Raw genomic sequence first — 20,694 nt, forward strand, 5'->3', positions numbered from 1 at the left:
CTCCAGGGCCAATACCAACTACATATAATTGTCCTTCACTACTGCTACTGTCACTCCGTTTTTGCTTGTCTTGTCTAATAATAATTCACCCTCCTCAGCACTTAGCAGAGCTGTCGGCTCACAAACCCCTCCAACTCCTATCTGTTCTTTAACAAATTCTGAAGTTGTATAGTCAAAATCAACTTCTTCAATCTCTTCACGAGCAATAATCTCAAGCTCTACTCCCAATTTCTTTGCTGTTTCTCTAAGTCCTGCTTCATCCTGCTTCAAATCTATAGTTGCCAAATTTTTAATACTTGCTTTAGCTAAATTTAATTTCTGCAAAGCTAAATTAATAGCTGTTTCAACTTGCTTGACACTTACCCCTTTACGACAGCCAATACCTAAAACTATATTCTGCGGCACAAGTTGTATATAAGGCACAGAAATTTCGCTTCTCTGATTAGAAATAATGACTGGAAATCCTTCTCTAGATCCTAACTCATCTAGTGAAAACAAATCAACATTTTCAGCTACATCTAAATCTAATTCTAAATCACTAAAAATATTAACCCGCTGTTCATTAACCAAGGCTGCATTAGCTAACTTCAAATTATCAAAAGGAATGATTTCACAGTTGAGTTGCTGCGCTAACAGGTCAAAAGCTAATTTATCCTGACAATCTGTAGCAGTTGTAATCACTGGATTAGCTTTAATTTGCTCAGCAATTTTAGCTGTTAATTGATTAGCACCACCTAAATGTCCTGATAAAGTACTAATTACATTTGCTCCAGTTTCATCAATAGTCACAACTGCTGGATCCTCTCTCTTATCTTCTATATAAGGGGCTAACACCCTGACCACAATTCCTAAAGACATAATAAAAATAAGACCATCATATTGAAAAAATAATTCTGCCACCAACTCTTGTAAGGAAGAATCAAATTCATTAACCTCAGCACTAGAATTTAATTTATCTGCTATATATAAATCAACATTACTTAACTTCTCTTCTAATTTTAATGCTAACTCTTCACCCGATGAGGTTAAAGCAATCACAGCTAAATTCATTATTCTTCAGCCTGCCGAAATTGATGGCTAAAGTTCTTATCATACAATTTGGAATGTTGATAATCACTATCTAAGAAATCCCCCACTAAGATCATTGCTGTCTTAGTGATCTCTGCTGTTTTTACTTGCTCTACTATATTAGATAACTGTCCTTGCACCACACGTTCATCACTCCAAGATGCCTTTTGTACCACAGCAATAGGCGTTTTTATAGGATATTCTTCTTTTAATTCTTCCACTACATCACTAATCATATGTACACTCAAGAAAATAGCCAGAGAAGTATTATGCTTAGCTAATTTATGCAGCCTTTCTTTTTCAGGCACTGGAGTTCGTCCCTCTAATCTAGTTACAATCACTGTTTGAGAAACATCTGGTAATGTGAATTCTCGCTCTACTGCTGCTGCAGCTGCTAAAAAAGAACTAACCCCCGGAATAATCTGATAAGCAATGCCTACTTCTTTTAAGTAATCTATCTGTTCTTGTAAAGCGCCGTAAATACTAGGATCTCCAGTATGCACTCTAGCTACTGTTTGATCTTTTTCACTCGCTTCTTCCATTTTCCCCAGTACTTCTTCTAACGTCATGCCTGCACTATTATAAACTTCTGCCTGAGGAGCATAATCTAAAATCTCTGGATTAACCAAAGAACCCGCGTAAATAACAATCTCTGCTTTTTCCAACACTTTCTTAGCTTTAATTGTTAACAACTCTGGGTCCCCAGGTCCTGCTCCAATAAAATATACTTTCATTAATTTCACTCCCTCTAAGCTTTATTTCTTTTTAACAATAATTTGTGATAAATAATCTATTTTGTCTGCCTCTAAAGCGTCTAAATCAGTAGTCACAAACTCTTCTTCTTGGCCACACCGACTAATAAAAGTGCTCTGGTCTTTTAAATCTAATTTCTCTAATAATTTAACAACTTGACCATAATTTCTACTTACTTTCAGTAAAATAATATTTTCAAAATTTAATAATCCGCTTTCCATCTCATCTAAATTATCACTGACTGGAATAACTGCAACCTTTTCATCACCTTGGGCCAAAGGTAAGTTCAGTTGGCTACTACAGGCATTAATTGAACTAACACCTGGGATTGTTTCAATCTGCTGAGGATATTTAACTGCTATTCGTTCCATAATATAACTATAAGTACTATAAAATAAAGGATCACCAATAGTAATCAAAGCTACATCTCTACCTTGCTCTAATAAATTAATAATTTCCTCAGCAGCCTGCTTCCACGCAGTCTCTAATTTTTTTTGCTGACTAGTCATCGGAAAATGGATTGCTTTTATTTTATCTTGACAATCAACTATCTCTGTTATAATTTCCCAAGCTAAACTAGATTTATTAGGCTTAGACTGGGGAGTACAGACGACATCAACTTCTTCTAAAATCCGCTTACTCTTCAAAGTTAATAATTCCGGGTCACCTGGACCAACTCCCAGGCCATATAATTTACCTTGCTTCATCTTGACACCTCTTTTCTCCGCAAATAATATAAATCGGATTCAATCCATCTAACATTTGATAATTTCCTACTTCTTTAGTTCTAGTCACTGCTAAATTACAAATTTCTACTTCATAATCTAATCTTGCTAACTCTGTGCGCGCAAGATCTAAGGTGTCTAAAGTAATTGCATTAATTACCACTCTACCACCCATAGCTAATTTCTTATCAACGACAGCTAAAATCTCTTTGAGCTGACCACCACTGCCCCCAATCATCACTCGCTCAACTGGAGGTAATTCTTTTAGAACTGCCGGAGCAGTACCTGAAATTACTTCGACATTATCTATGCTAAACTTATCTATATTTTGCTGAATTAAATCGACACCCTCCGCATCACGCTCTATCGCATAAACTGTACCTGTTACAGCTTTTAGAGCAGTTTCCACTGTTACAGAGCCTGTCCCTGCTCCAATATCGTAAACAGTACTATCTTTATTTAATCTCAACTTAGCAATAGTAACTGCTCTAACCTCTTCTTTAGTCATCGGAATCTGGCCTCTAATAAATTTATCATCAGGAATCCCCGGTGTTCGATACTGCCACTCACTCATCATAAATCACCATCACCGAGAGACCGCCAAATTGCTTGCTACTTATTTTTTCAAGACTTCCTTGCACAACTCTTTCAGAGGGATAAGATAAATTTTCAGCTACCATCCCTTGCTTATCCAGCCCTTGCTCTAATAAATAATCAGCAATTTCCTGCGGAGGTAGTTGATTATCAGTAAAGAAGGCTACTTTGGATTCCGCTTGCACTAAGTTCAATAACTGTTCTTTATTACCACTACCATGCAGACTAGTAATTTTAGCATCTTGCCAGACCATCTTAGCTTTGGCAAATCCTAACTGCATCGCACTAATCCCTGGAATCACCTCTAATTCTTCTTCAGTAAAATATCTCTTAAGATACTTTAATATACTATATAGTCCTGGATCGCCTGATACTAAAACTACTATCTGCTGACTTTGATAATTATTTTTAATATAGTCTTTAACAGCTGTTAAATCAGAAGTAATCTTCATTGTTTCTTTATCCAATTCAGAAAACAGTTCTAAAGCTCTTCCCCCGCCAATTAAAATATCAGACTCTTCTACAATCCGTTTAGTAATTGGTAATAAATAATCCTGTGTCCCAGGGCCAATTCCGGCAATCTGAATTTTATTCATCACAATAGCTCCTTCCTATAATCCCTGCTTCCATTGCAAATAAACAACTTTCAACTACAAGCTCTCCCTCAACATAATCTTCGACCCTCGTAGTTACCCGCTGCGCTAAAAGATCAAAAACTTCCTCTAAACCTGCTGCTTTAATTATTGCTACTGTCTCTTCAGCCGTATTCGCAGCTAAAATCTGTTTAATTAACTCTTGACTGCCTCCTAATGAAGCGGTATACGCTGCTATTGTCTCTAACCTGGCATCAGCAATCTTACTGTGGGTAGCAAAAATACCTGCTGCTACTTTAACTAACTTCCCTAAATGACCAATAATAGTTATTTTCTCTACTCCTTGTTCAGCACAATGGTTTAACATAAAGCCGACAAAATTACTCATTCTCACAATTTTTTCTGTTCTAAACCCCATTTTCTTGGCTCGGCGGATTCCATAATTACCAAAGACCAATACTAGTTCCTGTATCCCACTAGCTACTGCTTGGTCAATCTTTAAAGCTAAAGAATCTTTATAAGCTTGTTCAGACATCGGTTCAACAATGCCAGTGGTTCCTAAAATAGAAATACCACCTAAAATACCTAATTTAGAATTCAAGGTTTTCTCAGCTACCTCTACTCCCTTTGGTACTACAATAGTTACCTGCACGCCTACTTCTAGAGGCACAACTTGCTGTACTTCTTCTCTTATCATTTTCCGCGGAACAGGATTAATAGCAGCTTGCCCTACATCAACAGCTAATCCAGGCTTAGTCACCTGACCAACTCCTTCTCCCCCTCGGATTTCAATCCCTGACTCAATTTCTTTTACTTTAGCTATTATTTCTAGCCCATCTGTGACATCAGAGTCATCTCCACCATCTTTTATCACAGATGCTTGAGCATAATTAGCTGTTAATTTAGGGTTTACTACTTCTAAATTTAACTCAATTTCGGCTGGAGTATCTATTGTTATCTTCTCTACACGCTGTTGAGTGACTAACATCTTAGCTGCTGCTTTCGCGGCCGCTGCTGATGAACTGCCAGTTGTATAACCACGCCTTAATTTTTTGCCGTTTTTCACCACATAGGAATTAAAAGCCATATCCTTAACTCCCTTAACTATAGATTACAGATAAAGTAAAGCATTCATTATAGATGCTGCTACTGCACTACCACCTTTTCTTCCCCGCAAAGTAATATAAGGCACATCAACCTTCTCTAATTCTAATTTCGATTCTTTAGCCCCTACAAAACCGACTGGAGTTCCAATAATCAAACCAGGATTAGCCTGCCCAGCATTAACTAACTTAATCAATTCAAACAAAGCAGTCGGAGCATTCCCAATTACAAAAATTTTATTTTCTTGCTCCTGCACTGCTTTTCTCATACACATCATTGATCTTGTAATCCCTGCTTCTTTAGCCTCTTCTGCAATCTGTTCGTCACTAATAAAACAATTAATCGCCCCACCTAATTCATTTACTTTCCTACTATTAATTCCCGCCTTTAACATATTAACATCTGTTATAATATTACTTCCCTGTTCTAAAGACTTAAGACCAGATTCAATTGCTGTCTCAGAAACAATCACTGACTCAGCAATTTCAGGGTCTGCAGTCGCATGAACAACTCTCTTAATCACTTTTTCTTCTGCCGGTGAACAATCAAGTTCACCAAGTTCGTCTGCAATAATTGCCATACTTTTTCTTTCAATTTCCTGCGGGTCTTGTATGATTTCCATCTGAACTCCCCCTTCTATTTACTACTCTGCCTCTTAATTACCCTAACTTTTGAATCCTATCTACTACAATCTCAGCAATCTTTTCATCAGCCCCAATATTTTGACCAAAATTAAACTGCACCTCTGGATATTCTGCTTCCAACTCTTCAATTAATTCAGGAATATCTTCTTGAATATGAATTCCAGGGAATAAGAATAACGGTACTATATTTATCTGCTCTACTCCCTGCTCCACTAACTCAGTTACACTCTGTTCTAAAGTCGGCTCTGCTAACTCCATCGCTGCTCCTTTTACTAACTCATAATCAACCTTTTCTTTTACCATCTCTACGATTTGATCAAACACTTCAGCTGCTTCTTTGGCTCTACTGCCATGTCCTAAAATAATAACTCCTGTTTTCATAATCTTCACTCCTTAATTTTTAATTAATTTTAATAACTCTTGCTTAGTTTTAGGATACTGATTAGGTTTCACTACTCCTTGCTCTTGAAGTTGTTGATACAACTCTAAGACCAAAGGTTGCACTAAACTTACTTTTTCTAACAAAGATTTATTTTGAAAAACATCACTTGGTATACCTGACGCAATTTTAGTGCCCTGATTCATAATATAAACATAATCAGCCCACTTATAAGCTAAATCAACATCATGAGTAGCCATAACTATTGTTATACCATTTGCAGTCAACTCTTCTAAAAAAGAAATTATTTCTTCTGCCCCCTGGGGATCCAACCAAGCAGTTGGTTCATCAAAAATAATAACTTTTGGTTTCATTGCTAAAACAGCAGCAATAGCAACCCGTTTTTTCTGACCATAACTCAATAAATGAGTTGGTTTTTCTTCCAATTCACTGATCCCTGTTACTTTCATTGCTTCTATAACTCTCTGCTTTACTTTCGCTTTAGATAAACCCAAATTTAAGGGGCCAAAAGATAATTCCTGATAAACACTAGCTGAAAATAATTGTTCATCGGGGTCTTGAAAAATAAGTCCTACTTTTTTTCTTAAATTAGTTAATGTCTGTTTATCATAACTAATCCTTTGCCCTTCAAAAAATACTGATCCTTGCTCTGGCTCTAAAATCCCATTAAAATGTAAAAAAAGAGTTGACTTTCCCGCTCCATTAGGCCCTAAAATGACTACTTTTTCTCCTTGGGGAATTGTTAGCGATAAATCATCTAACCCCTTTGTACCATCGGGATAGTTAAAGCTAATATCTTTTGTTGCTAAGATTGCTTCTGTCAATTAAACCACCTCTACTAAAATTGAAAAAATAACCAGCACTATTTCAGTAACAGCAATTATACTTAAATTCCGTTTAGATAAATGATGATCTCTTTCCAATACTTCAATTTTCCCTTTATAACCACGCGCTTTTAAAGCTAATGATAATTTTTTAGCTCGATAATAAGCCTTAACCAATAAATTAGAGCCTAGATACGCTAAGGAGGTGAAAGTATTCTTAATTGAAGAATAACCTCCTCGCGATAACTGGGCAACCTTAATTTGATGAGCAGTATCTAATAAAATAAATAATAAACGATAGACCAAATTCATAAATTCAATAAACACAGCAGGTATCTTTAACTTTCTCAGCATAGAATTTATTTCTATCATTGGAGTAGTTAAAGCTAAAAAATACAGACAACAAACTGAAGCCGTAGTTCTAAATAATAATTCAACAGCAGTTATCAAATTAGCGCTGCTAATTCCTAGCGTTAAACCCCAATAACTCATCTGCACAATAAAGTCATGCTTACTAGTAGTCACAGAAATAATAATCGGAATTAACCCCATGATTATAAATGACAAAGGCACTAATAATAATTTTAAAAACACCAATTTAGGAATTTTAGCTTTTAAAACTAGTAATCCTGACATCACAAAAATAACTACAACCGAAACAATTATGGAATTACTAATTAAAGCAATTAATAATGTTGTTAACGAAAATATCATTTTTTCTACTGGATGAACAGAGCTCAATTGATTAGAATAAGCATACTGGTCAACAATTAACAATCTTTGTTTCGCTCCACTTTTTTACCTACAGCACGTTTATAACCAATATAATACCCTAACACTCCTGCTCCTAGTGCAGCCTGTAAAGCAAACAGCAGACTCTCAATTTCTCCACTCGGTGGTTTCCAAAGACTACTAAACCACGGCTTATAATTTGAATTCATTTCTTGGATAACTCCTTCTGCTGCACCATCAGCTCCTGCAAAATCAGCATTAGATTTAATAATTAAAGGCAGAATTGTAATTATTAAAATGGCTATTATAATCAGCATATTTTTTTTGCTTAAAGTCATATTTTTACCTCCCAATAATTGATAATTCTCGCAATTCATCTTTACTATAAGCACGCAGAAAATTAAATACTAGTACTGTTAATAATCCTTCTGTAATAGCTAATGGGATTTGGGTGATTGAAAAAACACTCATAAATTCAAGTAATGAATTTAAAAATCCACTTTGCCCTGGAAAAGCTAAAGATAACTGGGCTGCAGTTACTGTATAAGTGATTAAATTCCCTATAGCAGCACCTGAAAATACAGCTGCCCAAATAGGTAAACCTAACTTTTTAGCTAAGCTATAAATTCCATAAGCCACAAAAGCTCCTACGATAGCCATAGAAAAAACATTTGCTCCAAGAGTAGTTAATCCTCCATGTGCCAATAAGAGAGCTTGAAAAATAAGTACAATAGTACCCAGTACCACCATTGGCCCTGGTCCAAATAAAATAGCCCCTAAACCAATTCCTGTTGGATGTGAACAACTGCCAGTTATAGAAGGCAGTTTGAGAGAAGATAAAACAAAGACAAAAGCACCAGCTACTGCCAATAACATTTTTATTTCTATTCCCTTATCATTTACTAACTCACGAATACGCCTAATTCCTAAAATCAAAAACGGCAGTGCTATTATCCACCACACTCCAGCCCACTCAATTGGTAAAAATCCTTCAGCAATATGCATAGCATAAGCTCTAGATGAATAAAAGACTACTCCTATTAACAACAATAATCCTTGTAAGATATTTTTCCTTTTCATTATTTCCAACCTCCTATTGTATTAATTTAGCTACTTTTTTGGCCCAATAAGTAATAATAATCTCAGCCCCAGCTCGTTTGATACTCAGCAATGACTCTAAAGCAGTTTCTTCTTCATCAAGCCATCCTTCCTTAGCAGCTGCTTTAATCATTGCATATTCACCACTGACATTATAAGCAGCTAGCGGAGCATTGAATTGATCACTAGCTCGCCTAATAATATCTAAATAAGGTAACGCTGGTTTAACCATTACAATATCTGCTCCTTCTTTTAAATCCAAACTAATTTCTCTCATAGCTTCTTCACTATTAGCTGGATCCATTTGATAAGAACTGCGGTCACCTTCTTCTGGAGCAGAATGAGCTGCATCACGAAACGGGCCATAAAAACTAGACGCATATTTAGCAGAATAAGCCATAATAGCTTTATCTTGATAGCCACTCTGATCTAACTTAGTCCTAATTGCTTGAATCCTGCCATCCATCATATCAGAAGGCGCTACCATATCTGCTCCAGCTTCAATATGTGATAAAGCAATTTTAGCTAAATTATCTAAAGTAGCATCATTTTGAACATAACCATCTTCAATAATCCCACAATGACCATGACTTGTATATTGGCATAAGCAAACATCTGTAATTACTAATAATTCAGGAAACTCATCCTTAATCTTCCGACAAGCCTGCTGCACAATCCCATCTTTGGCCCACGCTCTAGAGCCTATTTCATCTTTGGACTTTGGAATTCCAAACAAAAGAACTCCTTCTATCCCTAAATCTACTAACTCAGCCACTTCTTCTAGCAGCAAATCTAAAGAAAAATGATAATTATCCGGCATCGAAGGGATCTCCTCTTTAACCTCTACTCCTGGCACTACAAATAAAGGATAAATTAAATCAGAAGTGCTTAATTCAGTTTCTCTAACTAAACTTCTAATAGATTTGTTTTTTCTCAATCTTCTCGGACGATGAGCCATTTTCATAATATCACTTCCTCACTTTGAATTTATAAGTAATTAGCTTTTCCTGCCAACTATAATTCAAGCAAATAATTCTTTTACCACTTCTAATTTTTGATTATTTTGTTTACAATTAGCTAGTTCTTTAATTCCTACTGTCGGATTATGCAAAACTTTATTGACTAATCGATTGGCTAAATCTGCTATCACTTCTTCAGAATCTTTATTCGAATCTGAAAGCTGAGCTAAAGCTCGATTTAGTTCTTGTTCTTTAATCTTTTCAGCTCGTGACCTCATCTTTTTTATAACAGGCACACACTGTTGATTATTTAACCATTCCTTGAATTCTATTACTTCCTCATTGATGATTTTTTGGACTTTATCTATTTCTTTTTCTCTTTCAGTTAAATTCTCTTCTATCACTTCCTTTAAATCATCTATATCATAAAGATGAACTCCTGGAATTTCATTAACTTCTGATTCCATATCTCTAGGCACCGCAATATCAATTAAAAATAGCGGGCCTCTCCTGCTTTCCATAGCCTCTTTGATCATATCATAGTGAAGTACACAATGGGGAGCTGCCGTCGAACCTATAATTATATCTACCTTTTTAATCCAGTTATCTACTTCATCCCAAGTAATAGCTTTTCCATCAAACTCTGCAGCTAATTCTTGACCATGCTGATAAGTACGATTAGCAACCATAACTCCTTTAACTCCATAATCAACTAAACTTTTTAATGTTAATTCACTCATTTCACCTGCTCCTAAGATCAAAACTGTTTCTCCTGATAATTTACCAAAAATTTTACGAGCCAACTCTACAGCTACATAACTAATTGAAGCAGCATTTTGATTGATTTTAGTTTCACTTCGTGCTCTTTTCCCTACTTTAAAAGCTTCTGGAAATAATTTATTCAAATACTTCTTAGTAGCCTTTTCTTGTTTAGCTTCTTTAAACGCATTCTTTAATTGCCCCAAAATTTGAGTTTCACCAATCACTAACGAATCTAAACCACTTGCCACTTGATATAAATGTTCCACAGCTTCAAAGCCATAATAAGAATATATATATTCCTCTAAAAAATTAGTATTAAATCCTGAAAGCTGACCCAATTTTTCCAAAGCAAAATCTTGAGCATAACTTCTATCTTTAGCTACTAGATATAACTCAGTTCGATTACAAGTTGAAACTACCACTCCTTCGTCTAACTTATCAATAGATTTTATGGTTCTTAGCAAAGTTTCCCTCTCGGCAGTTGTTAGGGACATCTTTTCTCTAATTTCTAATGGAGTTTCTTTATGATTTACACCAATAACAGTTAATTCCATCCATTTCACCTCAACTTTCTTTTCTAATATATTATGAATTGCTTACTACTATATACTAACTAAATCTATTCTTGATTTTTTTCGAGTCTTCCAATCACATTAAGTGGTTGATTAACTATTTTCTTTAATCTATTTAAATTTCTTTCTTCAAGTGTTAGTAAAATCACAGTCGCTGGCCCCGCTGATTGTTCTAAGTTTAAATTTGTATCTAACAAATGCAAATTTAATTGATTACTATCTGCTATCAAATTAGCTTCATACAACATGCCTTTTGAGCCTACAGGAATAATTTCATTAATATAATCAACTTCTAATAATTTCAATATCAAATCTAAATCAACAATTTCATCCTGAGATTCTAAGACTTCTTTCCCAACTTTAGGAATACCAATAGATACAACAAGATCATTAGGTTTTGATGAAAATAACTTTATTCTATTTCTATCTACTCTGCCAATTACAGTAATTCCTACTCCTGTTTGTACAGTAGCTATATTCTCTTCACTACTACCATTTAATAAATTACTCATATCTAACTTTTTTAGTTCTTCCTTAATGCCAGTAATAATTTCTTCTCCCGTCGGGTTGAGCTCTACACTCAACGTATTAATTACTGTAATTGGATTAGCTCCACTAGCTAAAACTTCTAATAAAGCAACTCTTGTTGTCAACTTGCCAACTAGTTTATTAGTTACCTTTATTTCATCTTGACTTTTCTGACCAATCCCCCCTAAAGAATCACAGGCAATTACTAAAAATTGATCTGTGTTTAAGCTTATAATAGATATATCTCTATTAGTATCCAATTGAATTACCCCTTAATATTCTATTAATTATAACTGCTAATAAAATATTAGCAGTAGAAGATAGTAATAAGCCGGGTATTAATCCAATAGTAAATCCTATCCCTAGTAAAGGTGCTAGTAGTCCAGGTAATAAAATCCCATTACATAAAATAGTAATAATTATTGCAATATAATTTTTTTTCTGTTTCAAATAACCTAAAACACCACCACAACTTACCATTAAAACAGCAATCACTAAATGCAAGGCTCCTAAAGGGAAACCACTTAAAAAGGAAGATAACAGATGACCGATGAACAAAATAACACCACCAGGTTTGATCCCTAATAATAATACTCCTAAATAACCAGATAAAGAATCTAAAGCAATACTACCTACTGGACTAGGGAATTTAATATACGAACCTACACCTGCCAGAGCAATTAATAAACTAATTTTAACTAAGCTATTAATTTTATTTCTATTACTCAATTGTTCTCTCATTAATTACAACTCCCTTATAAAAAACATCTTTAACATAAAATTTCCCCAACCTTGGTAATCAAGATTGGGGAAATTAGATACAGCATACCCATTTCCTACTAATCCTGCTACCGAGGATGTATGATAACGTTTAGGCAGGTCTCCTGACTTCTAGCTTCACATTAGATTTACCTTCCTTAGTTAAAAACTAAGTGGCATTTCAAATCTAATTAACTAGTTACAGTGGCGGGCCCGTTCAGGATTTAAACCTGATTCCCTATTCTCCTTTAGTCGTAACTAAAGGCACCTAAACATTAGTTAGTTAGTTATTTATTTATTTTTATACTGAGTTTCTAGTTAATTATAATACATTTTAACCCGCTTATGCAACCTGCTTATTTCTTAAAATACAAAAACCCCCTATTTAACTTCAGCAGATATAATTAGCCCATACCTGATAAAGTTACATAGGAGGTTTCTTTTTTCTCTACCTATAGTAACAATAATATTATATAATTGTTATATTTTTATCAACTTTTTGTTTAGTATAACACGATTACTAATAGTTTTCAAGCTTTAATTTATAAAAACTCGGTTCTTCTACTGCTCCGATTACTTCATCACCATCAAAGACTGGAATTCCTCCACCAAATGTTACTAAATCATCACTAGATACTTCAATGCCATATAATTCATTACCTGGCTATGCTAATTTCACTACTTATTTTTTCGTATTTCTCATCACAAATAAAATATAAACCTTTTGCTAAGATAAACCAATACTCACTTGTAAAACATTATCCATTCTTTCTAGTGCAATTAACTTCCCTGCATTGTCAACAACTGTGATCACCATTCGTACCTCATTCTTTTCTGCCTCTTCTTTTGCTAACTCAATCATTCTTTCTGCACCACAAAGCTTAAATTATCTGCCTCTATCTTTTTTGTAATATCCATCAGCCTCACAATTTCTTGAAAATTAGATTTTTCATCTGCTACAATAGTCACTTTATTTTTTTTCTTATTTGATAATTTTTTTGCTAACTGCGACTCTAAATTAGACCACGAAACCTGCTTTGCATTAGCACCAACATAAATTTGTCCTTGCTCGTCTAAAATAATATCCAACTTGTTTTGATGTTGTTTTTCCTCTGCCGTAGTAGTTGGCAGTTGAATATTCTTTTCAACTTGTTGGCTATTCAAAGTCGAAGTTACTATAAAAAAGATCAATAATAAGAACACTACATCTATTAATGGAGTTAAATTCAAGTCTAATTCCGGTTCTTTAACTTCATACCCCATCATTGTCACCTGCCTCATCAAGATGATTAATTAATTCTACTTCTCTTTTTTCTGCATGAGAGACCATCTTATGCAGGCGATTCATGAAATAATAATAGGCTCCTAAAGTCGGAATTGAAATAGTTAACCCCATAGCTGTTGTTAATAAAGCTTCAGAGATCCCACCTGCTAACTGCTGGGGCTGCCCATTTAAAGACAATACATGAAAAGTTTTAATTATTCCTACAACAGTGCCCAACAGACCTAAAGACGGAGCTATTTTGCCTAAAAAGTTGAGGATTCCTAAATGCTGTTCTAATTTAGGGAACTCTTCTAATTTAACTTCTTCCATCTGCTTTTTTATCTGTTCAGGTTCTTTGCCTCTATACAAAATTCCCTGCTTTATAATTTTAGCAATCGGCTGGTCGTTAGTTTCGCACAACGCAACTGCCTCTTGAATCTTTCCCGCTGCAATCTTATTTTTTATATCTTGCATTACCTGATCAGATAAATAACCTGAAGCCTTAATAAATTGATAAGCCCGTTCAATAATAATTGTTAATGCAATTACTGATGTTGCTAATAAAGGATAGATGACAACGCCACCCTTAGTTAATAAATAATTCATCTTATCACCTCTACAAACTATATTTAATCGGAACTAAAATCCAACTACCTACTTCTTTTTCTTTTCTCTGCGCCGCTTTAAATTCCCAGTTCTTCACTGCCTTTTTAGCCGCTGCATCTAACTTTTGATACCCAGATGACTCTTTAACTTCAGTTTTAGTAACTTCTCCTTGGTCATTAACTAAAATTTTCAATACTACCCGTCCTTCAATTTCTCTCCGCCGCATCTTTTCAGGATAGACCGGAGGTTGGTTATTAATTACCGCAGGCGGCTGCACTCCCGCCGGCTTCCCCTCCGTTAAATCTACCTGCTCATTCTTCTCATTTTCTTGCTCATTTTCTTGCTCATTTTCTTGCTCATTTTCTTGCTTATCCTCTTGCTTATCCTCTTGCTTATCCTCTTGCTTATCCTTTTGCTCATCCTTTTGCTCATCCTTTTGCTCATCCTTTTGCTCATCCTTTTGTTTATCCTTTTGTTTATCCTTTTGTTTATCCTTTTGTTTATCCTCTTGTTTATCCTTTTGTTTATCTTCTTGTTTATCTTCTTGTTTATCTTCTTGTTTATCTTCTTGTTTATCTTCTTGTTTATCTTCTTGCTTATCCTCTTGCTTATCCTCTTGCTTATCCTCTTGCTTATCCTTTGCAGCAGCTAAATTATTAGTTTGTTTCTCCTGAACATTAAAACTAACTTTTTGGGGAGTAGAATTTTTAGTAGCCATTAAATTACCACTCTGAAACATCCATTCTCCTATATTGAGCACACACAAATGAACAAGCAATGCTATTATTAACGATATTTTTAAAGGCTTAGAAGGCTGTTGGATTATTGATCACTCCCCATTTTTTATAGTTGTAGCTGAATTAATTTCTTAGTTCATAGAAGAAATATCCTTGATTAAAATTCAGTGATTACTGTCATCATATAATTTCTTTCTGCCATTGGATAACCTGCGCGCACTTCATACTCTCGGTCTAATAAGTTATTAATTTCTAAACTCAATTTGAAGTCATAATTATTAATTTGATAATCTTTACTTACTTTCCCATCAAGAACAAAATAAGAGGCTAAATCTCCAGTCCGTCCATCTACTAATTGAGCATTCACAGCAGTAGCAAACTCATCTGCCCTATAATTTAAATCTAAATTAGCTTTATGATAAGGTCTATATTCTAACCTTTTTCCGGCAGTAGTATTCACTGCATCTAAATACGTATAATTAAATCCAGCTGTAATCTTTTCATTCAACTCTCGTTTCGCATTTAATTCTACTCCACTAATTTCAGCTTGATTAACATTATAAGGTCGATATACCCCATCATCTCCTGGAGCCCAATCTATTAAATCTTCTACATCACGTTGGAATAAACTTACCTTAATTTTACTCTGCTCAGTTAAATAAGTACTCCCTATTTCATAGGCGACAGCAGTTTCGGGTTCTAAATCAGGATTCCCTTCAGTATAAGCACTAGCAGGCCAATATAAATCATTAAATGTCGGCGTCCGATAAGCTTGACCTCCCGATAAATGCAACTTTAAATTTTGGTTGAACTCATACACCATCCCTGACCGTGGAGAAATCTCAGAGCCAAACTTCTCATGATCGTCATAACGACTACCTAGATTTACTATTATAGCTTCATTAACTGCCCATTTATCTTGCACAAATAAAGCTTTATTTAACGTTTCGTGTTCTCCATTCTTATTACTATCAATCTCATTCTGCTTAACTGTAGTACCATAACTTAAAGTATGGTCTTGATAATACTTAGTTCTACTAAAATCCAACCCCATCCGATTCGTATCATGAATACTTCTATCAATATTTTCAGTCAAGTTAATATTATTTACTTCTTTTCTTTCACTACCATCATAATAGTACACATCACCATTTTGGTCACGATAATAATTATTAAAATCTGCTGGATCATCTTGATTAGAATAATATTTGTCGTAATAACTCTGTTCATGTTGATTATAATAAGCTAATACTTTAGTATCTGTATCTTCACGCTGCTGTTTCCAAGTCAGATTGATATTTTTATCTTCATCATTTTGTTGAGCATTAGGACTGGGATTCGTAATTTTCCCCGGAGTTCCTTTATCAGAATCATTATAGCGCAGGGATAGAATTAAATCAGAATACTTAGTTAATTGATAATCGAATTTAGTAAATAAATTATACTGTTCTAAATCACTATTATCTGGAATATCTCTATGTCCATCAGATTTTTTCGCAGTCACTGCTACATTATAATTTAATTTTTTGCCTCCCCCTTGTTGCGTTAAACTGTATTGCTGGGTATTAAAAGAACCATAACCCATCTTCACATTAGTTCTTGCTTTATCAGTCCCGCTTTTAGTAATGATATTTACAACTCCTCCTAAGGCATTTGCACCATAAATAGCCGAAGCGGGACCGCGCAGCACTTCAATCTTTTCTATTTGCTCAATATTTAAGCGACTTAAATCAATCTGTCCACTCTGCCTACTGTTCATGGGCTGCCCATCAATCAAAACCAAAACCTGTTCCGGCTGAGAACCACGAATACTAATTGTTTTGACTCCTGCTACTCCACTATAATCATTAATCTGCACTCCAGTAATATCTTTTAATAAATCTGCTGCATTATAAGCATTCTTATTGCTGATATCCTCTTGGTCTATTACTTCACCACTAACAGATGTTTCGGATAATTCTTCTTCATATTTAGAAGCAGTAACTACAATTTCTTCTAAGCTAAACGTCTCTTCTTCTCCTTCTTCAGCTCGCACCTCACCTATTATCAAAGTACAACTTAAGATTAATGTTAAAACAATAATCCACTTTTTCATAATTAATTTTCACTCCCTTAATTTTTAATTATTTCATCTATTGCTTTTAAAGTCGAAACTGTATCTTCAACTTCTTTAATTTCTTGCTGTAGTAACTGTTTGAATAGTTCACTTCCTGCTCCAGAGGTATAATCCCTCTCTTCTATGTTATGCCCATTAACAACAATTACTTCTTTCCCTTGCTTAGCTGCCCAAAGAGCAGCTTTTAAATTAAATAAATTGCCGTTCCCAATAGGAACTTCTGTTAAAATTACCGTTTCGGCTGTTTTGATTTTATTTAAGTTTTGTTGATGCTTTGCTTCAGAAATTGGGGCAAAGGGTTCTTCAATCACAGTCTCAATATTATAAGATGTAGCCATTTCCCAATCAGAATCTTGTTTATTAACTACTCCACAGCTCAATTGATAGCCCTTTTTAACTAACTGTTCCATTAATTCACGACCTGTCCCGCCTCCACAAATTAAATGAATCTTATGTTCCAATTTAGACTGAGGAATATACTGCTGATCAATTAGAGTAACATACGGAGTGTTATCCGGATAATGATATTTAACAGTTACTTCAGAACCATAGACCTCGCTTATATTCTCAGAAGTAATGATCTCTTGGGGCGTCCCAAAACTATGAATCTGACCTTGGTCAATCAATAATAATTTATCACAATATTTGGCTGCTAAATTTAAGTCATGGAGCACAACTAAAATAGTTAGTTCTTGTTCGTGATTAAGCCGTTTTAACAGATTCATTATTTCTAATTGATAATTAATATCTAAATTAGAAGTCGGTTCATCTAATAACAACACTTCAGGATTTTGAGCCAAGCTTCTAGCCACAATCACCCGCTGACGCTCTCCGCCGCTTAACTGATTAATATATCTATCTTTCAAGTCGAAAGTATTCGTCAACTTCATTACTTCTTTAGCTATTGCAAAATCTTCTTCTTGTTCACTACTAAACCTCTCAATATAAGGAGTGCGCCCCATCAATACTATCTCTTCTACAGTAAAATCAAAGTTAATCTCAGTACTTTGCGGCACCACAGCCAAATTTCGAGCCAATTCTTTTTTATCTAACTGATGGAGGTTATCACCATCTAAATAAACTAAACCTTGCTGGGGTTTAAATTTAGAATTTATATTTTTTAATAAAGTAGACTTCCCTGAGCCATTAGGACCAATTAAACCTATAAATTCTCCCTGCTGCATAGAAAAATTGATATCCTCTAAAACTTTTAATTGGTCATATTTATAACTCAGTGCTTCAACTTCTATTTTACTTCTCATTTTATCCCCCCCTAAAATCCTGCCGTCTTCTTTTTCTTATTTAATAAATAAAGAAAAAATGGCCCGCCAAATAATGAAGTTATAATTCCTACCGGAATTTCAGTCGGTGCAATTACTGTTCGGGCAAAAATATCAGTACTAATCAGAAAAATTGCTCCTACTAAAGCCGAACTAGGAATTAAAATTCTATGGTCTGGTCCGACTAATAACCTCACTAAATGAGGAATAATTAACCCTACAAATCCAATTATTCCACTTCCGGCTACGGCTGCTCCTGCCAACAAAGACGCAGTCACTAGTAAAATCTTTTTGAGAAATTCTACTTCTAATCCCAAACTTTGAGCTGTTTCTGCACCTAAAAGCAGGACATTTAAATCTTTAGCAAAGAGGTGAATAATAATATAACCTCCTATAATATAAAGCCAAATCATCTCCACCTGCTGCCAACCTTTAGACGACAAACTACCCATCATCCAATATACAATCTGCTGCATGCTGTCATTATTGAAAACCATCAATAATGATACAAGTGCTGATAAGAATGCTCCTACTGCCACACCAGCCAATAGCAAAGTGCTAACTGAAATTTTATCTCCTACTTGGGCCAATTTATAGACAATAAATACTGTGATTACTGCTCCTAAAAAGGCGAACAAAGGAATAGTATTCAACGCTAAAAATTCAAACTCTAAATCCAAAACTAATCCTAAAGTAGCACCTAAGGAAGCACCAGAAGAAATTCCAATCACATACGGGTCAGCCATCGGGTTTTTCAATAATGCCTGGAATACTGTCCCCGAAGTAGCTAAGGCCAAACCGACTAATCCTGCTAATAAAACCCGCGGCAACCTTATTTTAAATATAATTGTTTCGTGAACGCCCACATCACTTATCTGAGTTAATTCTTTTAAAAACGGAATTTTGGCCAGTATTATTTTAATCACATGACCCAGAGGAATTTCAACTGCCCCTAAGCTCACTGCTGTAATAATTATTAAGACTAAAAATAATAATAAACCTAACAAAATAAGATTCCAACTTTTCCTTTTTTTCTGCACTGTTTATCAACTCACTTATTTAAATAAATCAGGATGAATAACTTCAGCAATCTTCTCTAGTCCTATAATTATCCTAGGACTAGCTCGGTTAACAAGATCAGAATTCAAAACCAAGATTCGTCTTTGCTTAATCGCTGTAATCTCTTGAAACTTATCGCGATTTTTAATTGAACTTTTAGTTGTCTTTTTATCTTGATTATGATTAGAAGTAATATATACATCAGGATTCTCAGCTAATAGAGTTTCCAAATTATATTGCGGCCATTTTCCTTTAGCATCTCCAGCAATATTCACTCCACCTGCTAAAGCAATCAAATCATTAATAAATGTATTAGAACCAGCAGTATATAAAGGATCATTCCAAATTTCATAAAAGACTTTAGGTCGCTCGTTGCTTTCTACATTTTCTTTTACAATTTTTTTTATTTGATAGAGCTTATTTCTCATCTGAGTAGTTATTGCTCTCCCTTTTTTATCTACTCCAGTTGCTTTAGCAATTAGAGCAATATCATCAATAATTCCTTCTATACTTTGAGAATTCAGCCCAATCACCTTTATATCTAAGTTTCTTAATTTACGAACTACTCCTTTAGGAGTAATTCCCGCTGCTAAAACTAAATCAGGTTGCAAAGCAATCATTTTTTCTAAATTAGGCTCTTTAATGCTACCTACTTTTTCTATTTCTTCAGCTTCCGCAGGGTAATTAGCCTGTTGCGTAACACCAATCAGATTATTATCTACTCCTAAAGCAAATAGTGTTTCGGTATGACTAGGGGCCAAAGAAATAATCCGGGTCGGCTGCTGCTGAATAGTAATTTCTTTGTCTAAATCATCAGTTACTTCTACCGGATAATCACTTGCCTGTACCACAGTGGGAATTACTAAACTACAAATTATAACAATCAGAATTAATTTATTTTTCATTAAATCACCTCCAATATTAAGCTGCAAAAAATATATCAAAATAAAATTTCCCCAACCTTGGTAACCAAGATTGGGGAAATTAGATATACCATACCCATTTCCTAATAATCCTGCTACCGAGGATGTATGATAACGTTTAGGCAGGTCTCCTGACTTCTAGCTTCACATTAGATTTACCTTCCTTAGTTAAAAACTAAGTGGCATTTCAAATCTAATTAACTAGTTACAGTGGCGGGCCCGTTCAGGATTTAAACCTGATTCCCTATTCTCCTTTAGTCGTAACTAAAGGCACCTAAACATTAGTTAGTTAGTTAGTTATTTATTTATTTTTATACTGAGTTTCTACTTTATTATAATACATCTTAACCCGCTTATGCAACCTCCATATTTCTTAAAATACAAAAACCTCCTATTTAACTTCAGCAGGTATAATTAGCCAATACCCGATAAAGTCACATAGGAGGTTTCTTTTTCTCTGCCTCTAGTAACATCTCTATTTTATTTGTAGTTAATTGACAAGGTCTCACTTTCTAGTTGTGAAATTTATTTGCAACAATTAAAGATATCTTGCTTTTTATAATTGTTATATTTTTATCAATTACAAATTTATAT

The 20,694-nt window shown here is 34.6% G+C and carries 24 protein-coding genes and 2 riboswitches; all 24 genes read right to left on the reverse strand.

From position 1 onward, the window contains the following. Positions 1–18 precede the first annotated feature (18 nt). The gene (cbiG, locus tag JOC47_RS09705) at positions 19–1,050 is read right to left on the reverse strand and encodes a cobalt-precorrin 5A hydrolase (RefSeq protein WP_204701882.1); all 1,032 of its coding nucleotides are present in this window, start codon (positions 1,048–1,050) and stop codon (positions 19–21) included. Then, entirely contained in the window at positions 1,050–1,802 is a 753-nt protein-coding gene (gene cobM / locus JOC47_RS09710) for a precorrin-4 C(11)-methyltransferase (protein WP_204701883.1), read from the reverse strand. The genes cbiG and cobM overlap by 1 nt, the downstream gene beginning before the upstream one ends. A gap of 21 nt (positions 1,803–1,823) precedes the next feature. Beyond that, positions 1,824–2,528, reverse strand: coding sequence for a precorrin-2 C(20)-methyltransferase (cobI, locus tag JOC47_RS09715; protein ID WP_204701884.1), 705 nt, complete (start codon positions 2,526–2,528; stop codon positions 1,824–1,826). After that, on the reverse strand, positions 2,515–3,123 hold the full coding sequence (gene cbiT, locus JOC47_RS09720; protein ID WP_239551062.1) for a precorrin-6Y C5,15-methyltransferase (decarboxylating) subunit CbiT: 609 nt from the start codon (positions 3,121–3,123) through the stop codon (positions 2,515–2,517). Before cbiT ends, cobI begins: the two co-directional genes overlap by 14 nt. Continuing rightward, entirely contained in the window at positions 3,113–3,736 is a 624-nt protein-coding gene (gene cbiE / locus JOC47_RS09725; protein WP_204701885.1) for a precorrin-6y C5,15-methyltransferase (decarboxylating) subunit CbiE, read from the reverse strand. Before cbiE ends, cbiT begins: the two co-directional genes overlap by 11 nt. After that, the gene (cbiD, locus tag JOC47_RS09730) at positions 3,729–4,820 is read right to left on the reverse strand and encodes a cobalt-precorrin-5B (C(1))-methyltransferase CbiD (RefSeq protein ID WP_204701886.1); all 1,092 of its coding nucleotides are present in this window, start codon (positions 4,818–4,820) and stop codon (positions 3,729–3,731) included. The genes cbiE and cbiD overlap by 8 nt, the downstream gene beginning before the upstream one ends. A gap of 24 nt (positions 4,821–4,844) precedes the next feature. Then, a complete protein-coding gene (locus JOC47_RS09735) occupies positions 4,845–5,459 on the reverse strand; it encodes a precorrin-8X methylmutase (protein WP_204701887.1) in 615 nt (204 codons plus the stop codon). Positions 5,460–5,496: 37 nt separating this feature from the next. Continuing rightward, on the reverse strand, positions 5,497–5,862 hold the full coding sequence (locus JOC47_RS09740) for a sirohydrochlorin chelatase (RefSeq protein ID WP_204701888.1): 366 nt from the start codon (positions 5,860–5,862) through the stop codon (positions 5,497–5,499). A gap of 12 nt (positions 5,863–5,874) precedes the next feature. After that, positions 5,875–6,705 carry an energy-coupling factor ABC transporter ATP-binding protein gene (locus JOC47_RS09745; RefSeq protein WP_204701889.1) on the reverse strand — a complete coding sequence of 277 codons (831 nt, stop codon included), beginning with the start codon at positions 6,703–6,705 and terminating at the stop codon, positions 5,875–5,877. Continuing rightward, positions 6,706–7,482, reverse strand: coding sequence for a cobalt ECF transporter T component CbiQ (gene cbiQ, locus JOC47_RS09750; protein WP_204701890.1), 777 nt, complete (start codon positions 7,480–7,482; stop codon positions 6,706–6,708). Further along, positions 7,476–7,775, reverse strand: coding sequence for an energy-coupling factor ABC transporter substrate-binding protein (locus JOC47_RS09755; protein WP_204701891.1), 300 nt, complete (start codon positions 7,773–7,775; stop codon positions 7,476–7,478). The genes cbiQ and JOC47_RS09755 overlap by 7 nt, the downstream gene beginning before the upstream one ends. Before the next feature lie 4 nt (positions 7,776–7,779). Further along, positions 7,780–8,517, reverse strand: a complete 738-nt coding sequence (locus JOC47_RS09760; RefSeq protein WP_239551064.1) for an energy-coupling factor ABC transporter permease — start codon at positions 8,515–8,517, stop codon at positions 7,780–7,782. Between the two features lie 13 nt (positions 8,518–8,530). Next, complete coding sequence (hemB, locus tag JOC47_RS09765; protein ID WP_204701892.1) at positions 8,531–9,499, reverse strand: porphobilinogen synthase; 969 nt, start codon at positions 9,497–9,499, stop codon at positions 8,531–8,533. Between the two features lie 57 nt (positions 9,500–9,556). Further along, a complete protein-coding gene (hemA, locus tag JOC47_RS09770; RefSeq protein WP_204701893.1) occupies positions 9,557–10,810 on the reverse strand; it encodes a glutamyl-tRNA reductase in 1,254 nt (417 codons plus the stop codon). A 65-nt stretch (positions 10,811–10,875) separates the two neighbouring features. After that, entirely contained in the window at positions 10,876–11,616 is a 741-nt protein-coding gene (locus JOC47_RS09775; RefSeq protein ID WP_204701894.1) for an AIR synthase related protein, read from the reverse strand. After that, positions 11,606–12,097: an ECF transporter S component gene (locus JOC47_RS09780; protein WP_204701895.1), complete on the reverse strand. Its 492-nt coding sequence runs from the start codon at positions 12,095–12,097 to the stop codon at positions 11,606–11,608. The genes JOC47_RS09775 and JOC47_RS09780 overlap by 11 nt, the downstream gene beginning before the upstream one ends. A 116-nt stretch (positions 12,098–12,213) precedes the next feature. Then, positions 12,214–12,402, reverse strand: a riboswitch (cobalamin riboswitch). Between the two features lie 440 nt (positions 12,403–12,842). Next, positions 12,843–12,977 (reverse strand): heme-binding protein, encoded by a 135-nt coding sequence (locus tag JOC47_RS09785; protein WP_204701896.1) that lies wholly within the window; start codon positions 12,975–12,977, stop codon positions 12,843–12,845. Beyond that, entirely contained in the window at positions 12,974–13,378 is a 405-nt protein-coding gene (locus JOC47_RS09790) for an ExbD/TolR family protein (RefSeq protein WP_204701897.1), read from the reverse strand. Before JOC47_RS09790 ends, JOC47_RS09785 begins: the two co-directional genes overlap by 4 nt. Beyond that, the gene (locus tag JOC47_RS09795) at positions 13,368–13,985 is read right to left on the reverse strand and encodes a MotA/TolQ/ExbB proton channel family protein (RefSeq protein WP_204701898.1); all 618 of its coding nucleotides are present in this window, start codon (positions 13,983–13,985) and stop codon (positions 13,368–13,370) included. Before JOC47_RS09795 ends, JOC47_RS09790 begins: the two co-directional genes overlap by 11 nt. 10 nt (positions 13,986–13,995) lie before the next feature. Then, positions 13,996–14,703: an energy transducer TonB gene (locus JOC47_RS09800; RefSeq protein WP_204701899.1), complete on the reverse strand. Its 708-nt coding sequence runs from the start codon at positions 14,701–14,703 to the stop codon at positions 13,996–13,998. Between the two features lie 176 nt (positions 14,704–14,879). After that, entirely contained in the window at positions 14,880–16,817 is a 1,938-nt protein-coding gene (locus JOC47_RS09805) for a TonB-dependent receptor plug domain-containing protein (RefSeq protein ID WP_204701900.1), read from the reverse strand. A 17-nt stretch (positions 16,818–16,834) separates the two neighbouring features. After that, positions 16,835–18,100 carry a heme ABC transporter ATP-binding protein gene (locus JOC47_RS09810; protein ID WP_204701901.1) on the reverse strand — a complete coding sequence of 422 codons (1,266 nt, stop codon included), beginning with the start codon at positions 18,098–18,100 and terminating at the stop codon, positions 16,835–16,837. 11 nt (positions 18,101–18,111) lie between these two features. Continuing rightward, on the reverse strand, positions 18,112–19,158 hold the full coding sequence (locus JOC47_RS09815; protein WP_204701902.1) for an iron chelate uptake ABC transporter family permease subunit: 1,047 nt from the start codon (positions 19,156–19,158) through the stop codon (positions 18,112–18,114). Between the two features lie 15 nt (positions 19,159–19,173). Further along, positions 19,174–20,082 carry an ABC transporter substrate-binding protein gene (locus tag JOC47_RS09820; RefSeq protein ID WP_204701903.1) on the reverse strand — a complete coding sequence of 303 codons (909 nt, stop codon included), beginning with the start codon at positions 20,080–20,082 and terminating at the stop codon, positions 19,174–19,176. Between the two features lie 122 nt (positions 20,083–20,204). Next, positions 20,205–20,393, reverse strand: a riboswitch (cobalamin riboswitch). Positions 20,394–20,694: the final 301 nt, after the last annotated feature.

Origin of the sequence: Halanaerobacter jeridensis (genome assembly GCF_016908315.1) — a bacterium.
Classification (GTDB): Bacteria; Bacillota; Halanaerobiia; order Halobacteroidales; family Halobacteroidaceae; genus Halanaerobacter; species Halanaerobacter jeridensis.

Excerpts from the sequence above, each read along its gene's own strand:
- cbiG (WP_204701882.1), bottom strand. The coding sequence starts at position 1,050 with ATGAATTTAGCTGTGATTGCTTTAACCTCATCGGGTGAAGAGTTAGCA.
- cobM (WP_204701883.1), bottom strand. The coding sequence starts at position 1,802 with ATGAAAGTATATTTTATTGGAGCAGGACCTGGGGACCCAGAGTTGTTA.
- cobI (WP_204701884.1), bottom strand. The coding sequence starts at position 2,528 with ATGAAGCAAGGTAAATTATATGGCCTGGGAGTTGGTCCAGGTGACCCG.
- cbiT (WP_239551062.1), bottom strand. The coding sequence starts at position 3,123 with ATGATGAGTGAGTGGCAGTATCGAACACCGGGGATTCCTGATGATAAA.
- cbiE (WP_204701885.1), bottom strand. The coding sequence starts at position 3,736 with ATGAATAAAATTCAGATTGCCGGAATTGGCCCTGGGACACAGGATTAT.
- cbiD (WP_204701886.1), bottom strand. The coding sequence starts at position 4,820 with ATGGCTTTTAATTCCTATGTGGTGAAAAACGGCAAAAAATTAAGGCGT.
- JOC47_RS09735 (WP_204701887.1), bottom strand. The coding sequence starts at position 5,459 with ATGGAAATCATACAAGACCCGCAGGAAATTGAAAGAAAAAGTATGGCA.
- JOC47_RS09740 (WP_204701888.1), bottom strand. The coding sequence starts at position 5,862 with ATGAAAACAGGAGTTATTATTTTAGGACATGGCAGTAGAGCCAAAGAA.
- JOC47_RS09755 (WP_204701891.1), bottom strand. The coding sequence starts at position 7,775 with ATGACTTTAAGCAAAAAAAATATGCTGATTATAATAGCCATTTTAATA.
- JOC47_RS09760 (WP_239551064.1), bottom strand. The coding sequence starts at position 8,517 with ATGAAAAGGAAAAATATCTTACAAGGATTATTGTTGTTAATAGGAGTA.
- hemB (WP_204701892.1), bottom strand. The coding sequence starts at position 9,499 with ATGAAAATGGCTCATCGTCCGAGAAGATTGAGAAAAAACAAATCTATT.
- hemA (WP_204701893.1), bottom strand. The coding sequence starts at position 10,810 with ATGGAATTAACTGTTATTGGTGTAAATCATAAAGAAACTCCATTAGAA.
- JOC47_RS09780 (WP_204701895.1), bottom strand. The coding sequence starts at position 12,097 with ATGAGAGAACAATTGAGTAATAGAAATAAAATTAATAGCTTAGTTAAA.
- JOC47_RS09785 (WP_204701896.1), bottom strand. The coding sequence starts at position 12,977 with ATGATTGAGTTAGCAAAAGAAGAGGCAGAAAAGAATGAGGTACGAATG.
- JOC47_RS09790 (WP_204701897.1), bottom strand. The coding sequence starts at position 13,378 with ATGGGGTATGAAGTTAAAGAACCGGAATTAGACTTGAATTTAACTCCA.
- JOC47_RS09795 (WP_204701898.1), bottom strand. The coding sequence starts at position 13,985 with ATGAATTATTTATTAACTAAGGGTGGCGTTGTCATCTATCCTTTATTA.
- JOC47_RS09800 (WP_204701899.1), bottom strand. The coding sequence starts at position 14,703 with ATGGCTACTAAAAATTCTACTCCCCAAAAAGTTAGTTTTAATGTTCAG.
- JOC47_RS09805 (WP_204701900.1), bottom strand. The coding sequence starts at position 16,817 with ATGAAAAAGTGGATTATTGTTTTAACATTAATCTTAAGTTGTACTTTG.
- JOC47_RS09810 (WP_204701901.1), bottom strand. The coding sequence starts at position 18,100 with ATGAGAAGTAAAATAGAAGTTGAAGCACTGAGTTATAAATATGACCAA.
- JOC47_RS09820 (WP_204701903.1), bottom strand. The coding sequence starts at position 20,082 with ATGAAAAATAAATTAATTCTGATTGTTATAATTTGTAGTTTAGTAATT.